Annotated in this window: 17 protein-coding genes and 1 pseudogene; all 18 read right to left on the reverse strand. The window is 31.5% G+C overall.

What is annotated here, in order from left to right; translation table 11 throughout:
• Positions 1-57: 57 nt before the first annotated feature.
• Entirely contained in the window at positions 58-234 is a 177-nt protein-coding gene (locus AC1RYN_RS01495; protein ID WP_481805588.1) for an AMP-binding protein, read from the reverse strand.
• Between the two features lie 4 nt (positions 235-238).
• Positions 239-5,065, reverse strand: coding sequence for an amino acid adenylation domain-containing protein (locus AC1RYN_RS01500; RefSeq protein ID WP_481805548.1), 4,827 nt, complete (start codon positions 5,063-5,065; stop codon positions 239-241).
• On the reverse strand, positions 5,046-6,425 hold the full coding sequence (locus AC1RYN_RS01505) for an aminotransferase family protein (protein ID WP_481805549.1): 1,380 nt from the start codon (positions 6,423-6,425) through the stop codon (positions 5,046-5,048). The genes AC1RYN_RS01500 and AC1RYN_RS01505 overlap by 20 nt, the downstream gene beginning before the upstream one ends.
• A 58-nt stretch (positions 6,426-6,483) precedes the next feature.
• Entirely contained in the window at positions 6,484-9,165 is a 2,682-nt protein-coding gene (locus AC1RYN_RS01510; protein WP_481805550.1) for a condensation domain-containing protein, read from the reverse strand.
• Positions 9,162-10,166, reverse strand: coding sequence for an AMP-binding protein (locus AC1RYN_RS01515; RefSeq protein ID WP_481805589.1), 1,005 nt, complete (start codon positions 10,164-10,166; stop codon positions 9,162-9,164). Before AC1RYN_RS01515 ends, AC1RYN_RS01510 begins: the two co-directional genes overlap by 4 nt.
• Positions 10,117-12,975, reverse strand: coding sequence for a condensation domain-containing protein (locus tag AC1RYN_RS01520; protein ID WP_481805590.1), 2,859 nt, complete (start codon positions 12,973-12,975; stop codon positions 10,117-10,119). The genes AC1RYN_RS01515 and AC1RYN_RS01520 overlap by 50 nt, the downstream gene beginning before the upstream one ends.
• A gap of 211 nt (positions 12,976-13,186) precedes the next feature.
• The gene (locus tag AC1RYN_RS01525) at positions 13,187-13,675 is read right to left on the reverse strand and encodes an AMP-binding protein (RefSeq protein WP_481805591.1); all 489 of its coding nucleotides are present in this window, start codon (positions 13,673-13,675) and stop codon (positions 13,187-13,189) included.
• 417 nt (positions 13,676-14,092) lie between these two features.
• Positions 14,093-15,981, reverse strand: a pseudogene (locus AC1RYN_RS01530) (SDR family oxidoreductase).
• Between the two features lie 228 nt (positions 15,982-16,209).
• Positions 16,210-16,764, reverse strand: coding sequence for a phosphopantetheine-binding protein (locus AC1RYN_RS01535; protein WP_481805551.1), 555 nt, complete (start codon positions 16,762-16,764; stop codon positions 16,210-16,212).
• A gap of 52 nt (positions 16,765-16,816) precedes the next feature.
• A complete protein-coding gene (locus AC1RYN_RS01540) occupies positions 16,817-17,314 on the reverse strand; it encodes a hypothetical protein (protein ID WP_481805552.1) in 498 nt (165 codons plus the stop codon).
• Positions 17,311-17,556 (reverse strand): hypothetical protein, encoded by a 246-nt coding sequence (locus tag AC1RYN_RS01545; RefSeq protein ID WP_481805553.1) that lies wholly within the window; start codon positions 17,554-17,556, stop codon positions 17,311-17,313. The genes AC1RYN_RS01540 and AC1RYN_RS01545 overlap by 4 nt, the downstream gene beginning before the upstream one ends.
• Positions 17,557-17,558: 2 nt before the next feature.
• Positions 17,559-18,176, reverse strand: a complete 618-nt coding sequence (locus tag AC1RYN_RS01550; protein WP_481805554.1) for an AMP-binding protein — start codon at positions 18,174-18,176, stop codon at positions 17,559-17,561.
• A 178-nt stretch (positions 18,177-18,354) separates the two neighbouring features.
• On the reverse strand, positions 18,355-19,116 hold the full coding sequence (locus tag AC1RYN_RS01555; protein ID WP_481805555.1) for an SDR family NAD(P)-dependent oxidoreductase: 762 nt from the start codon (positions 19,114-19,116) through the stop codon (positions 18,355-18,357).
• Between the two features lie 94 nt (positions 19,117-19,210).
• On the reverse strand, positions 19,211-22,801 hold the full coding sequence (locus AC1RYN_RS01560) for an amino acid adenylation domain-containing protein (RefSeq protein ID WP_481805556.1): 3,591 nt from the start codon (positions 22,799-22,801) through the stop codon (positions 19,211-19,213).
• Positions 22,782-23,183: a condensation domain-containing protein gene (locus AC1RYN_RS01565; RefSeq protein ID WP_481805557.1), complete on the reverse strand. Its 402-nt coding sequence runs from the start codon at positions 23,181-23,183 to the stop codon at positions 22,782-22,784. Before AC1RYN_RS01565 ends, AC1RYN_RS01560 begins: the two co-directional genes overlap by 20 nt.
• Positions 23,155-23,367 (reverse strand): condensation domain-containing protein, encoded by a 213-nt coding sequence (locus tag AC1RYN_RS01570; protein WP_481805592.1) that lies wholly within the window; start codon positions 23,365-23,367, stop codon positions 23,155-23,157. The genes AC1RYN_RS01565 and AC1RYN_RS01570 overlap by 29 nt, the downstream gene beginning before the upstream one ends.
• A gap of 172 nt (positions 23,368-23,539) precedes the next feature.
• Positions 23,540-23,770, reverse strand: a complete 231-nt coding sequence (locus tag AC1RYN_RS01575; RefSeq protein WP_481805558.1) for a condensation domain-containing protein — start codon at positions 23,768-23,770, stop codon at positions 23,540-23,542.
• Between the two features lie 426 nt (positions 23,771-24,196).
• The gene (locus tag AC1RYN_RS01580) at positions 24,197-24,508 is read right to left on the reverse strand and encodes a hypothetical protein (RefSeq protein ID WP_481805559.1); all 312 of its coding nucleotides are present in this window, start codon (positions 24,506-24,508) and stop codon (positions 24,197-24,199) included.

Consider the following 24,508-nt stretch of genomic DNA (forward strand, 5'->3'; position numbering starts at 1 on the left):
TTACGTATTGCTAAGGTTAATACATGCTCCTGTTGTTAGGGAGGCAGCACCTTTTTTCTATGTCAGCTCAGGACGATTCAAATATCCTCTTGCTAAACCAGAACCTCCAATATGAAGTTCTCCTATAACTCCTATTGGAACTATATTTTTAGATTCATCAAAAATTAAACAACTCAAGGTAGGTATAGGTCGTCCTATATTTGATTGCTCTGAATTTATTTCTTCTCTGCCAATTTCTTTATAAGTAACATGAACTGTAGTTTCTGGTAATCCCGTACATGTTTACCAATTTTGTTTCAGAGTACCTATTGAACCAATCAGATAGCATAAAAGGATTTAAAGCTTCGCCTCCAAAAATTATATATCTTAATTTAAAATTTCTCTTTTTGCTAAATCGGTCACATTCTATAAAATTATAAAAGGCTGAAGGAGTCTGATTTAATACAGTTACTGATTCATTACATACTAATTCTAAAAATTCAAGCGTGTTTTGAGCTAAGGTTTTCGGAATTACTATTAACTTTCCTCCAAATAGTAGTGCACCATACATTTCCCATACAGAAAAGTCAAAACTATAAGAATGAAACATCGTCCAAACATCTTTATCATTAAAATCGAATAAAGGTTTATCTGTAAAAAATAATCTTACCACATTTTTATGCTCCAATAGCGCTCCTTTAGGATTACCTGTTGTCCCTGAAGTATAAATTACATAGGCTAAATTGTTTGGTTTTACTTTCTTATCTAAATTAATCGTTGAATATTTGTTTTTTCCTGAACGAAATCTATTCAACTCATAATCATCAATTATAACTTTACAATTACTATCTTTTTCAATATAATCCTGTCTGCTCTCTGGATAACCTGGGTCTATTGGCACATAAGCTCCTCCTGATTTTAGAACAGCTAAGATTGAAATGATTAATTGCTCACTTCTTTCCAATTTTATACCTAATAAATCATCTGGCTGAATATCATATTGCTCTCTTAAATAACGGCCTAACTGATTGGCCTGCTCATTAAGCTCTTTATAAGTAAGTGCTCTCTCATTAAAAGCAACTGCAATATTATTAGGTGTTTTTTCTACCTGTTCCTCAAATAGATCTATTATTGTCTTATCATTAGGATAGTCAACTATAGTATCATTAAAATCAACTAAAAGATGATTCTTTTCTTCACCACTTAAATAATCAACTTGCTGAATCTTAGCCTCTGGTTGCTCCATCATTACACTAAGCAGCTGCTCAAAATGGGTAAACATTTTTTCTATAAATGAAGCCTCGTAAATATCTGTATTGTATTCAATTCCTAACATAAGGCCATCCGTTTCCATAAAAGCAAAAATCAAATCGAATTGTGCCGTTTTATGGATTACTTCCTGCTCATTAATCTCCAGTCCTAACAATTTATCATTCTCAAAATTATTAAGCTTAGACTGGCTCTGCAACACAACCATAATATCAAATAAAGCTGATCTGCTACTATCTCTTTTTATCTCCAGTTTGTCTACTAATTCATCAAACGGATATCCCTGATGTTCATAACCACCTAAGATTATCTCTTTTTCATGACGCAATAGATCTAAGAAATTGAAATCTTTATCCATTTGCGTACGCAAAGCCAAAGTGTTCAAATAAAGTCCAATTTGATTTTCTAAATCAGAATGTTCTCTTCCCGCTATAGGTGAGCCAATAACGATATCTTGCTGTCCAGTATACCTGTTCAATAAAGCATTTATTCCTGCCATCAATGCCATAAATAATGTGACATCCTGCTTTTTAGAAAAAGCTTTTAATTTTTCTGTAAATCCTTCAGGAAACTGATAGCTTAAATATGCCCCATTATACGTTTTTACCAAAGGACGCTTTTTAAATCCTGGCAACTCAATTATAGGAAGTGAACCTGAAAATTGATTCAACCAATATGTTTCTGACGTTTTATAGTGCTCTTGTTGTGCTTCCTGATTTAACCATTCTGCGTAATCCTTATATTGAATTCTTAATTCAGGTAAGTTTACTTCTTTCGACTGAATCAGTGAATTATAAATCGTTACCATTTCTCTGAATAATACAACAGATGACCAGCCATCTCCTATGATATGGTGCATTGCCATAAAGAAAGTATATTCCTGATCTCCCGATTTAATAAGCGAAACACGAAGTAAAGGGGCTTGCTCCAAATTAAAAGCAATCGAATTTTCTTTAGAAAGAAAAGCAGCGACAGCCTTTTCTTTTTCATTACTTAAACTTAAATCAACATAATTAAGACCAAAATCCAAATCATCCATTGAAGTAATGAACTGACGTACCTCACCTGTTTCATTTAATTTAAAAGAAGTACGCAACACTTCATGTCTGTTGATTAAGAAAAGAAAAGACTCTTCTAATTTTGACACATCTAAATCTCCGTTAAATTGAAGTGGCATTGATAAATTATAAGCTAAAGAAGCATCTCCAACCTGACTTTGTACCCAAAATCTGTACTGTGAAGCTGTTAAAGGATAAGAATTTAATACTGGAGATTTCTCAATAGGTATGTATTGTTTATCTTTTAATTGTTTAGATAAAGCTGCTATTGTTGGATTCTCGAAGAATGTTTTTACGGAAGTATTTAATCCTAATTCTTTTTTAATCCTGTTAATTGCTCTAACTGCTAGCAAGCTATGTCCTCCTAAATCGAAGAAATTATCTGTTACTCCAATTCTATCAATTTTTAAGACTTCTTGCCAAACAACTGCTAACTTTTCTTCTGTCTCATTCTGTGGTGCAACATACTCTTTTGCAGCTAAATTCTCCAATTGGACAGCTGGCAATCTATTTTTATCAATTTTACCATTTTTAGTCAACGGAAAACTTGACATATGTATAAAAGCTGACGGAATCATATATTTAGGAAGTTTTTTTACAAGCTCTTCTTCCATCAAAACCTTATCCAATTCTAAATCAGAAACATAATACAGTACTATGATTTGCTTATCTGTATGAGCAATTGCTTTTACGCTTTTAACTCCTTTAATATCAGCTGCAATGTTTTCTATCGCATCTAATTCTATTCTATGTCCTAATATCTTAACCTGATTGTCATTTCTGCCAATAAACTCCATCGTTCCATTAGGCATAAATCTTCCAAGATCTCCTGTTTTGTATATTCTTTCCTGATTTGTAATCCCTTCTATTGGTCCCTTTAGAAAAGCTTCTTTTGTGCGTTTCTCATCATTAAAATAACCTCTTCCTACGCAAGGACTTGCCAGATAGATCTCTCCTTTAACTCCTACAGGAACTCTTTGCTTATTTTCATCTAAAATATGAATTTCAAAATTTTGTATCGTCTGTTTCAATACGGGAACCGAATAGCTTTTAGGAACGTCATGCATGATAAAATGCGACATATCATCTGAAACCTCTGTAGCTCCATACGTATTTACAATTGGTATTTTTGAATAAGCTTCCAACCATCTTTTTACCATCCCTTTTGTTAAGGTCTCGGCATTTAAGATTAATATATTTAACGCTAGTTCTATTTTTTCTTCTTCACTTTCGATATAATTAAGCATTTCTAAAAGGTAAGAAGGTACTAGTTCTAATAGTGTGACTTTATCTTTCGCTATTCTCGTTACAAATTCATTAATCTCGAGAATAGTATCTTCATCATATATAATACTGGTACCTCCGGCTACTAATGGTGCAAAAAATTGCCAAACAGAAATATCAAAAGTATGAGGTGCATTTTGAGCAACAATACTATTTTTATCTATACCCATTTCTGTGATCTTAGACATAATATGATTTAGCATTCCATAGTGCTCAATCATGGCTCCTTTTGGCCTGCCAGTTGATCCACTGGTATAAATTACATATGAAAGATCTTCTGCTCCTATTGTTACATCTAATGGTGCATTAGATAAACCTTTTAGTAATTCGCTACTACCATTTAAATCAATAACTGCAATGTCAATAGATAATCCTTTCAATTGATCTATAACATTCTGATCATCTGTAATTATAGCTTTAAGATTCGAATTTTCGATAATATGCTGAAGCGCATCATCACCCAAGTTTGTAGCAACAGGAACATAAGCACTTCCTGCTTTCCAAACAGAGAGGATCCCACTTACCATATTGATCGATCTAGATAGCATTATACCGAAAAGATCATCTTTTCCAGCTGCAAATTGATCCTGGATGTATCGTGCTAATCTATTAGTCTGTTGATTTAGTTCCTTATACGTTATTGTTTGGGCATTGCTTAAAATTGCAACTTTATCACCTTGATTTTCACACTGCTCCGTAAGTAATTCAATAACATTTTTATCTAATAAGAAATTCGTCTCAGGCAAATTTATCTGACTTAAAACATGTAGTTCCTTATTTCCTCTGAACTCTATATTACTTATAGGTTCATATAAATTTTGAAGTGTTTCATTCAATAATTTATTAAAATTTTCTCCAAAAATATAAAGCAAATCAGCATCTATAATTTCTCCTTTACAGCGTATTTCTAGCGATGGAGTTGTGCTTTTAAAATCAAAAACAAACAGTGTTTTAACAATATCAAGGATATCGTTGTTTATTCCGTCTATAGTTATTCCAAATGAAATTTTATTTTTAAAGTCTTCAAAGTTTAAAAAAGAATCGTCAAAAATATCCAGTTCAAAGCTATTTTCAATCGATTCTAACAAAGAGCTTTTACTGGTTGAAAAATGGCTTTTAAAATTTTCAGATTTATCCAATTGATGCTGTAAAACAAAAAGCTGATTACTACTTTCTGCATACTCATCAAACTGTGATAAAGGTGAAATAAAAAAAGATGTTTCTTCATATTTATGAAGTAAAACACTTAAAACACAGCAATAAAAGTTATAAATCAAAATATCTGATCCATTACAGATTTCTTTTATTTTTTGTACATCCTTTATCTCTAACTGTAATTTAACATGAGAGTTACCTTCTTCATTTTTTATATGAATTCCTTCAAAAAACGGATTTGAATCAGTATTTTGATTGTCGTTTAAAAAACGATTTAAAAACTCTTCTGTTTTAGCTTTATTAAGACTCAATACTTTCATAACTTGCTGTAGTTTTTTTGATTTTAGACATTACTTCTTTAAAACATTGTTTTAAGACATCAACGATTTCATCTAATTGTTCTTCATTAATTACCAACGGTGGTGTAATTTGAAGGTGATCTCCTAGAGTTCCATCGACAGAACCTCTTCCAGGATATAAAACGACCCCTTTTTGAATAGCCATCTCGCCTATCATTTTTGAAATAGCCATAGATGCAGGAAATGGTTCTTTTGTATATTTATTTTGTACGATTTCAACACCGCACAACAGTCCAACACCACGAATATCTCCTACAATGTCAAACTCATTTAATACTTTTAGTTTTTCACGAAACAGAGTACCCATTTTCTCAGCATTACCAATAACATTTTCTCTTTCTAAAATATCCATTACTTTATTTCCTACAGCACAACCAACTGGATTACAGGCAAAAGTATAGCCTCCTAAAAATGTTGTTTTTGTGTCTACAAATGCTTGAGTTACATAAGACGAAGCAATTACTGCTGATAAAGGAAAATAACCTCCGCTCATCCCTTTTCCTGCTGCAATTATATCTGGTACTACGCCAAAGTTGTCCATACCGAAATTTCTTCCAGTTCTTCCAAAACCTGTCAATATCTCGTCTGTAATAAATAAGATTCCATATTTTTTACATATTCTTGAGATTCCTTTAAAATAATTTGCAGGAGGTGGAACTGCTCCCATAGCTGAGGCAATAACTGGTTCTGCTACAAATGCAGCTATTGATTCTGGACCTTCTTCAACAATAGTTGTTTCAAATTCCATAAGTAAACTTTGTACAAACTCTTCTTCATTTAAGCCATCAGGTCTTCTGTAATTATAAGCTGGAGAAATATGTGGGAAATTATTAAGCCATTGACTATAAAGCTCTCGTCTTATCTTCATTCCTCCAATATCAAGCATAAAAACAGAATTACCATGGTACGTATTCCATCTCGAAATAACTTTGTAACGATTAAATTCGCCTCTTATCTGATGGAATTGTAATGCCATTTTAACTGCACTCTCTACTGCTTCTGTCCCACTCATAACTGTCCAAGCTTTACTAAATCCTGGAGGTGCAAAAGACACTAAACGATCTAAATAATTTTCTACTACTTCTGAACTAAAAGCATGAGTTGGTAAAACAGATATTTTAGAAACCTGCTGGTGAATTACATCTGCTATTTCGCTTCGGCCATGCCCTATATTTGAAACTGATGAGGCTCCTGATGAACCATCTAAATATCTTTTGCCATTCTGGTCGTATATATATACTCCTTTACCGTAATCAATTTTAGGATAAACTTTGTTCATATCTGGGCATACTGCCATAGATTGTATTAATGACTTAATCATGATTTTTTAATTTAATGGTTAATTAATTGTATGTATTTAATAGATAGACTGGATTTTACTAGAAGTTTTCTTCGAGTAAAACTTTATTTTCATTTGGTAGTTTTTTACTCTGGAAATCAAAACTAATATTGTCAATATTGAACTGGCTGAACTCTTCTGGGTTCTCTAGTAGCTGATTGATAATAATGTTAAATCTTTCTATGAAAAGCATGATGTGACTCTTATCATACATCTGATTATTGTATATCAGAACACAATTAATCTCAGATTCATTTTCATAAAAATTGAATGACATATCGTGCACACTACTAACACTTTCTGTAAAAATGATATTTGAAGCAAATTCCTTTTCATTTTCTAAATACTGAAGGCTGTCAAGAGTCTGATTTTTAAAATAATTACATTTTATGTTGCATGTCGTTTCTTCGTTATTTTCATAAAAAGCATTCACCGCTTTTTCTGCCATCTGAAAATCTGCAAAGAGGGTCGTTTTTATTTCTTCTACCTCTCTATTTAACCTATCGTATATATCCTGTAGTAATTCTTTATTACTGATACTGCTAGCAACAGGCAAATCAAGTTTATGCCATTCATTAGGCTTTTCTTCAGGAAACGAAACTCCTAACACTACTAAATCATTATCAATATATTTTCGAATTGTAATTTTTAATAAGAATAATAAAGATGTAAAAAGGTTCCCGTTGTTAGCAATTGAGAATTTTTCTAACCTTTCTTTTAGTTCTTTCTTTATAGTAAATTGAAACTGAGATCCTGATGTTTCTAGTTTTTTAGAAACTGGTTTTTCAAAAGGAAATGCAACTGCTGGAAATACATTTTGAAATACATTTTTCCAATAACAAGACATTGCCATTTCTTTTTTCTCATTTTCCGAAAGGAACTCTATCGACAGTAATTTTGTTTCTGGTTTGGCTATTAATTCCGAAACCAATTTTTCAAAATGTATAAATATTTTCTCTATAAAAGATTTATCATAAATATCTGTGTTATAATTTATCTCTAGATACAAGGCTTCATTATCTGAAAATCGGAATGATAGATCAAACTGTGATGTTTTACGGCTTGATTCATAAGGTGCGATATATAAATCTACCAGTTTTTCTTCTTCAAACTTATTTAGTTTTGTCTGATTATGTAAAACCACCAATATATCAAACAACAATGATTTACTTGTATCTCTTTTCAGATGTAGTTTATCAATCAATTCATCAAATGGATAAACTTGGTGTTCATAAGCTCCCAAAATGACATTCTTTTCATGATCCAGTAATTCTAAGAAATTGTATTCTTTGTTTATTTTAGTTCTTAAAGCTAAAGTGTTCAGATAAAGACCAATTTGATTTTCTAAATCAGGGTGTTCTCTTCCTGCTACGGGAGTTCCAACAATGATATCATCCTGACCTGTATATCTGCTCAACAGCGTATTAATTCCTGCTGTTAAAACCATAAATAATGAAACATTATGCTGATTAGAAAATTCATTCAATCGCTCTGAAAATATTTCTGAAAACTGATAACCTAAATTATCTCCGTTATACGTTTTTAACAAAGGTCTCTTTTTGGCACCTGGCAATTCAATTGTAGGAAGTGTTCCAGAAAATTGATTTAACCAATATTGTTCTGAAATTTTGTAACCTTCTTTTTGAACTTCAGCATTCAGCCATGCTGCATAATCTTTATATTGAATTCTCAGCTCTGGCAATTCTACTTTTCTATCCTGAACAAAAGAATTATAAATAGACACAACTTCACCTACTAACAATTCTGAAGACCAGCCATCACCAATAATATGATGCATCGATATAAAGAATACAAACTTACCTTCTGCAACCTTGATTAATGAAGCACGAACTAGAGGTGCTTTTTCTAAATCAAATCGAACCGCATTTTCTTTCAGAACATAAGCTGCAACATCATCTTCAGTTGATTCGTTAAAACTTAAATCTGTATAATTAATGCTAAAATCTAGATCTTCTGTTGGTGTTATAAATTGTCTTAATTCTTCTTCTTCATTTAACTTAAAAGATGTTCTTAAGCTCTCATGTCTATCCATAAGAAAAGTAAAAGACTCTTTAAACTTTGGAATCACTAAATCTCCCTCAAGTCTAAATACGGTTAACATATTATAAGCCAACGATGCGTCTTCAAATTGGCTTATTAACCAAAACTTATATTGTGAAGCAGTTACTGGATAAGATTCAGATTCCATTACTTTTTCAATAAAATACGATTCTGCTTTTTTATCTTTTAATTGCTCTGATAAAGCATCTATCGTTGGATTTTCAAAGAATGTCTTTACAGATATATTTAACCCTAATTCTTTCTTAATCTGATTAATAATCCTAACTACCAATAAGCTGTGTCCTCCTAAATTAAAGAAATTGTCTGTTATCCCTATTGTATCTACTTTCAGTATTTCCTGCCAGATTTGGGCTAATTTTTCTTCCGTTTTATTTCTTGGCGCTACATATTCTTTTCTGATAATATCTTGATCAGATATATTAGGTAATGCTTTCTTGTTTATTTTCCCATTAGAAGTTAATGGTAGACTCTCCAATTCTACATAGTAAGACGGAACCATATATTCTGGTAGTACTGTAGAAAGATGAGACTGAATTTCTTTTTTATCCAGATGTGTTTCTGAAACATAATAAGCCACTAAAGTCTTTTCTTCGTTTTTTTGTTTTACAACAACTATTGATTGACTTATACCTGGTATCAAGAAAGTTTTCTTCCTATCTCTCCTAATTCTATTCGGTGTCCTCTTATTTTTACCTGATCATCAAATCGTCCTATATATTCTATATTTCCATTTGGACATTGAACTACTTTATCTCCTGTTTTGTAAAGCTTTGAATCGGTTTTATTAAGTAAGGTATCGGCAACAAATTGCTCTTCTGTCAATTTTAAATTATTCAGATAACCATTTGATACTCCATCTCCTCCAATTACTAATTCTCCTTCGACTCCTATAGGACAAAGCAAAAAGTTTTTATCGACAACAAATAAACTTGTATTTGAAAAAGGTCGCCCAATAGGAATGCGGACATATGAATTATCTAAATCAACTACATGAAGTAATTTTCCAATAGTTGTTTCTGTAGGTCCGTAATGATTAACAATAGTTATTTCTGGTTTTTCGGATTTAATTTTCTCTACAACATCAACTGTCAGTTCTTCTCCTCCAAAAATAATCATCTTGTTAGGTGACTGCCCTTTTATGTTTAATGACTTCCAATAACTCGGTACAATTTTTATACAATCGATAGAATTATTATCAAAATATTCTTCAATGTAATTTACATCTCTTAAGCTGTCTTTTGAAAATAAATGCAGTGTCTTCCCTGTCAGTAAAGAGCCAAATAGAACGGTATTTCCTAAATCTGTAGCTATTGTAGACATCAAACCAAAAGAATCATTCTTTGCTAGTTGAATCTTTGATGATAAACCAAAAACATAATCATTTATATTTTTATGACTAACTAATACACCTTTCGGATTTCCTGTTGAACCCGAAGTATAAATTATATAGGCGTTGTCTAAAATTTCTGCCTTTTTATAAGTGATTCCTGAAACGTTTTGAATTACTTCCAACTCGTCCAACACTATTAAATCAATAACTGTATTTTTGAAAATTGTAGAATCATTACTATTAGTGATTGCTACTTTGGCTTTAGTATCCTGAAGAATAAAATTGATTCTTTCTGCTGGATAATCCGAAATCTACTGGAACATACACAGCTCCTATTTTTAAGATCCCTAATATTCCTGCAATTGCTTTTTCTAGATGACTGTTAAAACAAATTACAACTTTATCCCCTTTTTCTATTTCTCTATCAGACAATTGTGCCATTACTGCATTTACTTCGTTAGATAAAGCTGCGTAAGAAACTTTCTTGCCTTCAAATACTATTGCTGTTCCCTCTGGATTAATAGCTGCTTGTTCCTCAAATAAATCAACAATAGTTTTGTCTTTTGGATAATCTATAATCGAGTCATTAAAATCAAATAATAATTGTTTTTTTTCAGCCTCCGTCAGGTAATCGGTCTTGTCTATAGCAATAGTTGGCTGATTTATAAGTTGATTTAAAAGGTTCTCAAAATGTGGAAACATCCTCTCGATTAAGAACTGATCATAAATATCTGTATTATAAGAAATTGACAAATTCAAGCTTTCTGTTTCAACAAAAGTGAATGTCAAATCAAACTTTGAAAAATTATTTTCAAAATCAACTGATTCTATTTTTAAACCACTCAATTCTTCTTTCGTATCCAGATCTGCAACCTGGTTTTGGTTTTGCAACACCACTAAAACGTCAAATAAAAATGAGCGGCTGTTATCTGGTTTTAAATTCAATTTCCATACTAATTCATCAAAAGGATATTCCTGATGCTCATAAGAATTTAATAACAATTGTTTTTCTTTTACCAATAAAGAATTAAAACTTTCGTTCTCTTCCAATTTTGTGCGAATAGCAACTGTATTTAAATAAGGGCCAATTTGATTTTCTAAACTTGGATGCACTCTCCCTGCAACAGGAGTCCCGATAATAATATCATCTTGTGATGAATATCTTGCCAATAACACATTTATACCTGCCATTAAGGTCATGAATAAAGTAGCATTCTGAGTTTCTGAAAATGATTTTAATTTTTGGGTGAATTCTGTTGAATAAACATGTTCTATCTTATTCCCGTTATTTGTTTTTACTAAAGGGCGTTTTTTAAAACCTGGTAATTCCAATATTGGTAATTCTCCTTCAAATTGATCAAGCCAATATCTTTCGGAAATTTTATTTTTCTCTAAATGGGTTTCATTCTGTGACCATGCCACATAATCTTTATACTGAACATTTAATGCTGGTAATGCTAATTCAGTACTCTTTAATAAGCTATTATAGGTGCTTATTATTTCTTTAAACAAAATCAGTGACGACCAGCCATCTCCAATAATATGGTGCATTGTAAAGTAAAATACATGCTCATTTTCGGCTACTTTAATTAAATAAGCTCTTAAAAGAGGTCCCTGCTCTAAATTAAATGGTTCTGCATTTAAAGCAATTAAATATGATTTAATTTCATCTAATGAATTGCTATTTGTAAAATCCTTTTGGGTAATATCAAACGCTACTTCTTGGATTGGTTTAATATATTGATGCACTTCGCCATCTCTATTTGATTTAAAAGAAGTTCGCAAAATTTCATGACGCTCTATAATATTTCTAAAAGATGCATTAAATTTTAAAACATCAATTTCCCCTTTAAAAAGAAAAGCATTAGGCATATTATAAGCAATTGAGCTACTTTCGATTTGTGACAAAACCCACATTCTATATTGTGTAGAAGACAGATCATAATATTCCTTAGTTTCAGCTTTTGCAATATGCTCAAAAACCGATTTTTTTGATTGAGCAATTAATGCCGCCTGTTCTTTTAAAACAGAATTGCTGAACAAATCATAAATACTGAGTTCTACATCAAATTTTTGCTGAATTCTAAGCCTTAATTGGATTAACTTGATGCTATTTCCTCCTAAAAACAGGTAATTATCATTCAGTCTAATTTTATCTACATTTAGTATTTCTTTCCATATCTGGATTAGTTTTTTCTCTGTTTCGTTAGCTTCATTTTCATCTGTAACTTCATTGTTATCTGCACTTAAAGTATCATCAATTATCTTTTTAAGGACAACTGGGTCAATTTTACCATTTGCATTAATTGGTACTTCATCAAGAGCTATAAAACGTGAAGGGATTTCATACTGTGACAAGTATTCAAGGCAATGTTTTCTTATTTTATTTTCGTCAATACTGTTTGATTTATAAAAGCATACTAAAATAACATTCAACAAATCCTGCTGATAAGTCAGACATTTTACCATGTCAACTTCTTTTAATTTCAATATGGTTTGTTCAATTGTATTAATATCAATACGCACTCCATTAATTTTTACTAAGCCATCTTCTCTGCCAGTAACAATTGTATTTCTTTGAGAATCATACTTTCCATAATCACCTGTCTTATAAATAATATCTGGAGAAGCAGATAATGGATTTTGCACAAATTTATCTGCTGTAAGCTCCGCGTTTTTATAATATCCTTTTGTTAAAAATGGAGTTTTTATATAAATACTTCCTACCTCATCAATTTTACAAAGTCTATTCTCTTTATTTAAAATTAATATTGCTGTATTTGATATAGGCTGTCCAACGCAAAACACATCAGATAATTCGCCTTGAAGCTCTGCCTCTATTCTATAAAATGTACTAAGTATTGTAGCTTCTGTTGTTCCATAAAAATTAATAATTTCTGTATTGCTACCATGACATTCTCTCCAGTTCACAACATCTTTTTGGTACAATTTTTCTCCTGCCAATAGTATATATTTCAAATCAGGAAAAGAAAGACTATTAATTTCTCCTTCAGAATAAATACTCAAAATTCTAAATAACGTTGGCACCATATGCAGTACCGTTACATTATAATTTCTTATCCAATTTTGTAATTGAATAATATCTTCTTGGTTCTGAATTGATTAAACAAAGTGTACTTCCATTAATTAATGCCATGAAAATTGCCTGAATAGAAGCATCAAATCGAAATGAAGGCAGTAGTCCTACTTTATCAGATTCTTTTATCTCCCAAGTTCTTTACGTTCCCAGTGTACGAAATGACTAAGACTTTTATGGCAACCCAAAACTGCTTTAGGATTACCTGTAGAACCAGATGTGAAATAAATATAATTAGAAATCATTATCCCCAAATTCTAGTTCTGGATTTTCAACAGATAACTGACCTTTACGTGTAATATCTACATAAGTATCTTTTGAATATTCATATAGTTTATGATGTAATACCTCGTCACTATCCATTGAAAGGGTAATGATATATGGAATAGAATAATCAAACGAATCACTAAATTGGTGAAGTAAACTAAAATTTCTGTGCTGTATGTGAAACTTTTGGGCGTATCGTAGTATACAATTCTTCCAGTGGTTTCTCTTATACTTTTTGTCAATTGGCAAATATATTACCCCCGACTTAAATGCACCAAGCAATGAAATAACCTGTAATCTCGGATCAGAAAAATAAACCGTAGCTATCTCATTTTTTGATATGTTGCTATTAAGCAAAAGATGAGCTAGTTTATTTGAATATTGATTTAACTCCTGATAAGATATATTTCCTTTATCACCTTGTAAAGCAATATTCTCTCCATAATTTTTAACTATATTTTCAAATACAGTTGTGGAATGATTTTTTTATTCATTTCTATACATTTAATTATTAAAGGTCAAATAGAATATTATGACTTCTATTCTTGGTGTTGATTCTTGTTTATGAGCTATTTTCTATTAAATCATTAAAAGCTAACTTCAAAAGATTTATCCAAAATTAGCAGTATGGTTCATCTAAATATTACGGGTATTTCGTGAAATCATTACGGCATTTAAAATACCCTAAGCACAACTGTATAAAGTGTATAAATTAAAAAAGACATTAAAATTTGCGTAAATCTTAATATCGTCCTCTCTCAATTTTAAACTATTATAAAAAAATAAGGGCCTGACTTAATGAAAAGTCAAACCCTTATTTTTTTAAATTCAGATGCTAGCATCCTAACACATCCAAGGCCTTCTTAATAAATACTAACTTCTTCTATAGTTACAGATTTTAGCTGACCAACTATTAGCTTTAAGCCAATCATTTGATAATTCAGGGAAAACTATACCATACGTGCTGAAAATTTCATTTGATTCATTACTCAGATACTTTACATTCCTCTTTTGTGAAAGAAATCTATTTACCCAAATATTATAGCCATAAATACACTCGTACTCTTTCTTTGAACCTTTAAAATTAAGTACTGCATTTTTAAAGACAGCGTCATCTACTATTTTACACGGATAGCCAATATGGTTCATCATGGATGCTAGTTCTTTAATAGATAAATAAGCTGTATTCTCTATATGAATACAGTCTAAGTCACATACTATTTTTTGCAATGCCATTGCTGCTACTATATTTGAAATAACATCTACATAAGAGAAAGATATTTTTTCTGTGTAAGAAACAGGAATTTGATTCAATGCAATAATTCCGTTTAATATTTGGATAACCCTATTGTCACCCGCATTTTTTTGGAATTTTCCTGTTACAGAATGCGCACCTATATGCCCTACTCTATATACCTTCCCTTTTAGCCCTTCATCAAAAGCCTTTCTGACAATCTTTTCAGCTTCAAACTTTGATTTTTCATACCCTGATAGGAATTTTTGATTATATCAAAATGATGTTCTGAAAATTCTTGCCCAGCAGTTGTGGTAAAACCGCTTACCGCCAATGTTGAAATGTAATGCAATGCCTTTACTTTTCCTTCTCTGGCAAAAGAAATAATCTGTTCTGTACCAAATACATTGGTGTCATTTAAATCATCGTATGACTTTACAAGATTTAGATTAGCTCCACAATGAATAATAACATCAATATGATTTGTGAGATAAGCATAATCACTCAAACCCAAATGCTTTTTGGATAAATCTCCCAATACTATATTATTGACTTTCTCTGACAGCATTTCCTCTGGAAAATAATAATCTAAAGTGTCTTTTAATCTTTGTTTTGCTGCATATAAATTTTCTGATTTAATAAGACAAAATACTTCAGCGCCTTCCAAAAGCAAATCTCTCAAAACGCTTGATCCCAAAAAGCCAGTTGCTCCTGTTAATAAAATCGTCTTATTGTGCTTTTTATTTTTTTTATAAATTGGGAAATTTAGCATTGGTTTTCCAACCGTACATACATTATTATAATACAGATGAGCAAAGTCGCTCAATTGCTTATTTTTTTCCAAATTAATATGAGATGCCAAATTACTTAAAAGAAGGTTTGCTATATCATGTATGTCCTGACTAGTAAAGCATGCTGTGTTATACTGAATATCAAAAATCAGTTTATCACCAATGAACCTGCCTGTAAAAAATAATTTGTACTCGCTATTGTTTTTATTAGATCTCGTAGGAGCTGTGGTGTAATGTGAAGGGGTGAATTTAAGAGATGTGTTTCCATAGGATTCTGGAAATTTTCCTAAATAATTAAACCTAATGTCTGCCTTAAGCTTTTCATTGTTTGAAAAAATACTACTGTGCGAATTAATGTTATTTGCATAATTAGCAATAGGAGACATATATTCTTTTAGCTGCTGGACAGATCTGTGACTTTCATCAAAATCAACCGGAATAGTAGTAGACCACCACGAAACTGATCTGCTCAAATCTACTCCTCCTCCATTTTCTTCTGGTCTTCCATGAAATTCGATATCTACTGAACATTCACTAATATTATAAAAGTCAAAAACTGAACTAACAAAACTACTTAAGAACAAATCCTGCAATTTTAAATGAGTGTCTGACATCAACTCAAATTGTCTTAGTTTTTCAGAGTATTCATTTGCAACAACAACAGAAACTACAGCATTAGAATGACAGGAATTACCTTTATTTATTGGGATTTCCTTAATTTCCTCGCTTATTCCCAAAGGCTTGTAGAAACCTTCTTGTCTTGTTATCTCTATCTCATTTTTTTTATAAAAATGATTTTGGAATTTGTTCTTTACTTACAGGCAATGCTCTTTCTATATTCAATGATTCATATCTCCATAAAATTTCTTCTAAAAGAGTATTAGGAAATTGCGTCGGTAATCAAATGATGGCTAACCAAAAACAAATAATTAAGGTTTTTAGCTGTATCAGTAATTAAAGCCGATTTAAACCAGTATTCCTTCTTCAATAGAGATACTTTTAACCAAATCATTGGTAATTTGTAATAATTGATCTGTAAATAATTTTTCTGAATTTAAATTATATACAACCAAAGGAGGCGTTGGATTTAAATTATTCTCAGGAAAGAAATCATTATTTACATTTACATATTTCAGGTTATAACTTTCATGAGATCTTAAGGATTCTTCGATTGCCTTCCCCAATAACTTAATATTTATTTCTCCTTCTATATCAAACAATAATGTCTGTGTATAAGGATTTGAGTCCAGTGATTTATTTTTTAAGAATGTTAACTGGGAACTGGTAAATTTCAAATCTGAAGATTCAACATCATTGTTAACCAAATGATTTTTCTGTGATTTGTTTAATGCTACAAAATGCTCAAAAGAAGGATTATCATACAGATCTGTTAAATTTACATCGAATCCATTCAATTGTAATTTGCCTACAAATTTGATTGCACTCAAGGAATCTCCTCCTAAATCTAAAAAATGTCCATCTCTGCTTTCTATACCAAATACTTCTTGCCAGCAGTACAATACATTGTCTTCCCAGCTATTTAAATCTAAGTCTTTAAAAAGCTTTGCATTTTTAGTGAAGTGTTGCTTTCTTTAGTGCCTTGAAATCTATTTTTCCGTTTCCAGTATAAACAATCTCATCTTGAATATAAATATAAGCAGGTATTTTATAGTCTGGTAATAACTTTTTTAACCATACTAATAACTCTTCTTTTTTAAGAGTTTCTCCTTGAACAACCTTTATGAAACACTCTATAGAAGCTGTATTGTTTTCATAAAATGTATTTAATCTACTGTAAAGAATTTTAGTATTTTTATTTAATGTAGATTCAATTTCATCAAGTTCTACACGATGTCCTCTAATTTTAACCTGATTATCATCTCTCCTTAAGAATATAAAGCTTCCATCTTCTGACATACTGCATATATCACCCGTCTTATAACCTCGGTTGTTTGTTTTTTCATTAAAAAAGAATTTTTCCTTAGTTTCTTCGTCATTATTAAAGTATCCTATTCCAACACCTGGCCCTTCGATATACAATTCTCCTGCTCCATTTTTCTTATTAATCAAATAAGCATTGCCGTTTCCGATTGGCTTTCCAATAGGAACGCTGTTTCTGTTCCTAATATTTCAGATATCGGATATACTAAGGCACCAACGGTTGTTTCACTAGGCCCATAATGATTCAAGATAGCATTAAATAATTCTAAATCTTTAATCTGTTTTACTAATTCCCATGGAAGTTTTTCACCTCCCAGAACAAGGAAATCTATTTTATAATCGGCACCAAAATCTAAAAAAGGTAGCATCACCTCTATATGTGAAGGTGTTGTCTTGATAAAATTGATTTGCTCTCTTTTAGTATGGAATTAAAAAGAAAAGGATCCCTACATTCATTTCTATCAAATATATAAAGCATACCACCTGATATTAGAGACAATAAAAAATTAGTATGCCCTAAATCTGTTGAGAAATTAGTAACATGTGCAGCATTTATATGATCTGGTCTCTTTAGGATTTCGTATAAATTAGATACATAATGCAGTACATTATTGTGTGAAATCTCTATTACTTTGGGCATGCCTGTTGTACCACTGGTTGTAATCATATAACATACATTGGCTATTTGATACGACTGCAGCGATTCTTCTTTTTCAAGTTCTTTTATTAGTTCAGACTCATGTAAGATCTGGGTTCCCGAAAGTATTTCTTCTTTATGATTATCACAATCTCGTATAATAATATAAGATGGTTGCGATGATTTTATCTTATTTTTAAGCACAAGAATTTCATCATCATTATCTAATAGTATTGGTATTCCACCTGCATAGGCAATACCCCAAAATAATACTATAGTAAGGTTGTCTTTTTTGGTTAAAAGTCCTATTCTGTCATTCACTTTTACTCCTTCTTTTTTTAATCTGGAAGCCAATTTAAGCACAAATTTTGTAATTCAGAATAAGTATAATGAGTACTGCTATCCTTAATCGCAATGCGGTCAGGATAATTATTTACAGTATGCTCAAATAAATCGGTAATTTTTTTTTGCTTTTCTATCATCTCAAAGAATAATCAAGTGAATAATTAAGGTGAATTATGGGTAGGACTGTCTAGTTGGCCTGATCAGAAATATTGTCTAAATGCACATTTGCTGGCATCTGAACTAAAAACTGAATCACTTTGGCAACATCATCTCCTACTAGTACAGGACCAATTTCATCGCAATAGTTTTCAAACCAATCCATGTCATAACCTGCAGACTCTTGAAAATTAGTTGCTACCAAACCGGGTTCAATAAGAGTAACTCTTATTCCTTTTGGTCCTAACTCTCTTCTTAAAGCCTCTGTTAAGCCGTGAGTTGCAAATTTTGTAGCTCCATAAACAGAATTAAATGGAGAAACATTTCGACCTATTGTTGAACCTAATACTACAATATCTGAAGGGGTTTTGTTTTCTGGATCTTTTTCTCTTGAGGCTATCATAACTTGAGAAATTGCTTTTAATTGATGTTGTAAACCCAGTACATTGATATTCCATAAATTCTCCCATTGCATTTCATCAGAAGTAATTAATGTTCCTGGTAATCCTCTTCCGGCACAAGCTATAAAAAGGCTTGGAATTAAATTCCAATGTGTTTCACAGGCTTCTATACATCTTTCGAGCGTTTTTTTATCAGTTATATCTCCTGCAACTACTATTGCTATTTCTGTTCCTGCCTGTATGTTGATTTCTTGTTTCAGTAAGTCTAATTCTTTTTCATTTCTCCCGTTTAAAACAACTCTAAAACCATCAGAGGCTATTCGTAAGGCTGTATTTCTACCTATACCTGAACTTGCGCCTGTTATAATTCCCACTCTATTAAAATTTTTCATTTTTTTATTTAATAATCATTAAACTTTATCCTTTTATCCGTCTGGATTAATCTGAAACCTCAGCAACTAAATGTGGCAAGCTGAGATGTATTTTTTAAAACTCTTCGCTTATTTCTGAAGTAATTGCATTTAAAAAATCTTCCTGTTCTAAAAGTTCCTTTTCGCTTATGATTAAATTCAAGCAATCATTAAGTGTCAGAGACTGGTCATCAGATACATTTTCCAATAATTTTTTAAAATCTGTAATTAATTTTTCAATACTATCTTTCTCAAATAAATTAGTATTATAAGTAAAACGACATTGCAGATTATTTTCAAACAAATCAAATTCAAACAAAAGATCATATTTGCTTGTTGCTTCTTCTTCCGTATATTGACCAACTTTAATTGAATTTTCATTGATCCCTTCATACTCATTTAAAGTAAGCATAACATCAAAAAGCGGGCTTCTGGACATATCCCTTCCTTGCTCCAAGTCTTCTAGCAAAACATCAAATGGATACGACTGATTATCAAAACTATTCAAAACAGTTTCTTTAATTGTCTCTACAAAACTCTGATAAGGTTTATCCTCTTCTAAAAATATTCTTAGCGGCAGCGTATTAACATAAAAACCAACCTGATCATCTAAATCTGGATGAACCCTTCCTGAAACGGGGCTTCCTATAATAATTTCCTTCTGAAGAGAGCTTCTGTATAAAACCATTGCTGCAATACCTAACAAATTAAGAAAGGGAGTAGTTCCTGTAGTCTTCGTTAATTCTATAAAGTTTTCAAAAGCATCTCCATTAATCAAATAAGTTAACATGGATCCATTATAGCTTTTAAGATTAGGCCTCTTATTTGCAAAATTTAAATCCAGTTGAGGTATTTCTCCCTGAAGCTGATTTTTCCAAAAAGTTTTTTGTTTTATATAATCTTCTTCTTCAACCGTTTTTAATTGCCAAATAGTAAAATCTTTATATTGAATACGTAAATCGGGAAGCGTTGGTTTTTCGGAATTCCTGAAAGCATTATAAAAAGCCATCACATCTCTTTTAAGAACTTTATAAGACCAACCATCAAAAATAATATGATGCAGATTACTGTAAAATACAAAAGTGTCTTTGTCAATTTTCAACAAAGAAAATAGTACCAATGGGCCATTTTTTATATCAAAAGGTTCGAATGAATCTTTATTAACATATTCAAATACTTCCTGATAAGGTTTCTTACTTTGGGTAAAATCATATAAACTGACTTTAAGATCTAACTCTTTTGAAGTCTTAATACATTGACTAAAATTACCAGCTGCATCTTCTTTAAATACAGTTCTCAAGATTTCATGCCTCTCGATAACTGCATGCAAAGCTTGAATAAAGAAATCTGGATCATAGCCGTCTTTAAGAACCAATGTTGTTGGTATATTGTAGGCTACAGAACTTTCTTTGATCTGGCTTAATGGCAATAATCTTCTTTGAGCAAATGAAACTGGATAACTTGATTCTGTTTGAGATACTGGAATCGTATTACTTAAATCAATTTCTAATGAAGCAATACGTTGTGCTTGAGATAATAATGTTGGATTGGTGAAAATTTCGCTTATTTTAAAATTAACTTCAAATTCTTCTTTTACCCTTGAAATCAATTTCATAGCCTTAATGCTATGTCCTCCTATTTCAAAAAAGTTATCTGCCAAACCTACTTTTTCAATCGCTAAAACTTCCTTCCAGATCGCTGCTAATCTAATTTCGATTTCAGTTTCTGGCTCCACATATTCAGTTTCTATCAAATCGGATAAAATTACTGCAGGAAGAGCCTTTTTGTCTACTTTCGCATTTGAAGTTAGTGGAATAGAATCTATTTGAATATAATAACTAGGTAACATATAATCGGGCAGTTTTTTTGATAAAAAGTCTTGGATTTCTTTTTTATCTATTTTCTTTTCCGAAACGTAATAAGACACAATATATTTATCGGCATCTTTTCCATTTACAACTGCAACTGATTGGCTTATTCCATTAATCATAGACATATTCCGATCAATTTCCTCCATCTCAATCCTATGTCCTCTAATTTTTACCTGATCATCTGTTCTTCCTAAAATATCAACATCTCCGTTAGGAAGCCATTTTCCTAAATCGCCGCTATTGTACATTTTTGTCCCTGGAACAAACGGATTTTCAATAAACTTTTCAGCCGTTAATTCTGGTTTATTCAAATAGCCTCTGGATAAACCATCACCTGCTACATATAACGTTCCTGCAATTCCAACAGGAACAGGCTCAAGATATTCGTCTAAAATATAAACGGTACTGTTTCCGATGGGTTTCCCTATAGAAATAGAAGGAGTATCTAGGTTTTTAATGTCATGTGTTAGTGAAAATGTAGTATTTTCTGTAGGTCCATAGGCATGAGTTAATTTAATATGTTTGAATGTATTGAATAATTTTTCTACATGCTTAGGAGACACCATTTCTCCACCAAAAATTAGGTGGTCAATTGTTTCAAAAATATCAATATCATTATCTATCAATTGATTAAGCCATGCAGTTGTTATAAAAAAACCATTAACTTTTTCTTCTTTTATAACATTTTTCAGACTATTGGTATCTAATAAACATTCTTGTGTTGTCATTATTAGTTTTGCACCGTTCAGCAATGTCCCAAAAAAGTCAAAAATAGTAGCATCAAAAGAAATTGCACCAGTGCTTAAAAGCACCTTATTCTCACTTAAAGGGAAATAAGCACCTGGTTTTACCAATCTTACTACGTTTCTGTGCTCCACCATCACCCCTTTAGGGTTGCCTGTTGTTCCCGAAGTATAAATCACATATGCCAAATTTTCAGAAGAATTCACTAACGGAAGATTTTCTTTCGTATTTTCTGCTTTAGATATCTTAAAAGAATTCCACTCCCCCTCGTCTATAACTACTTTACAACAAGTATCTTCTTCGATATATTTTATTCTATCGTCTGGATAATTAGTGTCGATAGGAGCATAAGCGCCTCCTGATTTTAAAATTCCAAGAATCGAAATGATTAATTCTTGACTTCTTCCTAATTTTATTCCAATAAAATCATCTGGCTTAATCTGATAATTATTTCTTAAATAATGTCCCAGTTTGTTCGCTTCCTCATTAAGTTCTCTGTATGTTATTTGCTTGTCTTCAAAAACAACTGCAACATGATTTGGTGTTTTTTCTACTTGTTCTTCAAACAATTCAACTATCGTTTTATCACTTGGATAAGCAACAGTTGTATCATTAAAATCAACCAAAATACGATGTTTTTCTTTTGGACTTAAATAATCAATTTGCTGAATATTAACTTCAGGATGATCTATCATCCTACTGACTAATTGCTCAAAATGTGCTGCTATTTTCTCTACAAAAGATGAATCGTAAATATCTGTGTTGTAATTAATTTCTAAAGACAATACAGCTGTTTCAGTAAAAGAAAAAATGAAATCAAATTTTGATGTTTTATCGTCTAATTGATATTCTATAAACTCTAATCCTGCCAACTTACCACTCTTAAAATTATTCAGTTTAGACTGGCTCTGAAGTACAACCATAACATCAAACAAAGCTGATCTGCTATTATCACGTTTCAATTTCAGTTTATCTACTAGTTCATCAAAAGGATAACTTTGATGCTGGTAAGCATCCAGTATTATTTCTTTTTCATGACGTAGTAAATCCAAGAAAACTGAAATTCTTATCCATTTGCGTACGCAATGCTAAAGTATTAAGATAAAGCCCAATTTGATTTTCTAAATCCGGATGTTCTCTTCCTGCAATTGGAGAACCAATAATGATATCCTGTTGTCCTGTATACCTGCTTAACAATGTATTAATTCCAGCCATCAGTGTCATGAATAAAGTGACATCGTGTTTTTTAGAAAAGGCTGTAAGTTTTTCTAAAAAGGCTTTTGGAAATTGGTAGTTCAGATAATCTCCATTATATGTTTTTACCAAAGGACGTTTCTTTGTCTCTGGCAATTCGATTACTGGAAGTGAACCTGAAAATTGATTTATCCAATAGGTTTGCTGATTTTTATATTGTTGCTTTCTGTGATTCTTCACTTAACCATCCCGCATAATCCTTATATTGAATTTTTAATTCTGGTAAGTTTATCTCTTTAGACTCAATCAAAGAATTGTAAATAGTTACCATTTCTTTTACCAACAGTTCTGATGACCAACCGTCTCCTATAATATGATGCATTGTCATAGAAAACACATATTCTTGATCTCCTGATTTAAGCAGCGAAACACGAAGTAAAGGTGCTTTTTCTAAATTAAAAACGTGGCGTTTTCTTTAGCCAGATAATCCGCCACAGCTGTATATTATTTCAGCGCTTAAACTCAAATCGGTATATGCAAGGTAAAATCCAGATCTTCCATTGAAGTGATGAATTGACGCACTTGTCCTGCTTCATCTAATTTGAAAGAAGTACGTAAAACTTCATGTCTGTTATTAAGTAACGGAACGATTCTTCAAATTTTAAAATATCTAATTCCCCTTTAAGCTGTAAGGCAACAGGCATGTTATATGCCAAAGAAGTATCTTCAAACTGACTTACAACCCAAAATCTGTTTTGAGAAGCGGTTAACGGATAAGATGCTGCCTGTTTGACTGGCTGAATTTCATCAATCTTATTTTTTGACAAAATAGCTGCAAAATAATCTATGATATCCTGCTTGTGTTTTTTGAGTAATTCAAGAGTTTCGTCTTGCTTCTATATGATTATTGAGCAAAACTATTTCGAGCTGGTCCTTGTTCAGCTTTACCATTACTCCTTCTTTTCTTAGTCTCTTAATAAATAAACCTATTTCCATATATTTTTATATAAATATTTTTGTTGATGAATCTTCTGAAATAGCTTCTTCAAGCCATTTTGTATTTTCTATGTTTAAAGCAAGTATTTCAATTGTGGGTGACGTAAAAATCTCTTTGATGTTAATCAACACGTCAAATTGTGTATTAATTCGATTAATCACTTGGCCAACAATGAGACTGTGCCCAGCCTAATTCGAAAGAAATTATGCTTGGTTATTTCCTATTTTATCTACTTTTAAAACTTATTGCCAAATGATCACCAGATTTTCTTCTGTTCATTTCTTGGTGCCACATATTCTTTCTTTATTACATCTTCTCCTGATATCCCTGGTAATGCTTTCCTATCTATTTTACCGTTAGGAGTCAGCGGCATATTCTCTAATTGCACATAATAATTTGGAATCATAAATTCTGACAGAACTGCCTGAAGATAATTCCTCAATTCTCCTTTGTCAATGGTTTCTGATGCTACGTAATAAGCAGCTAATACTTGTGTTGATTTTACTTCTTTGGCTTCCAAAATTACTTGTGTTATAAATTTTGAATATTTTAGAAATAGCTGTTTCAA

Source organism: Flavobacterium sp. TC780 (genome assembly GCF_056783245.1).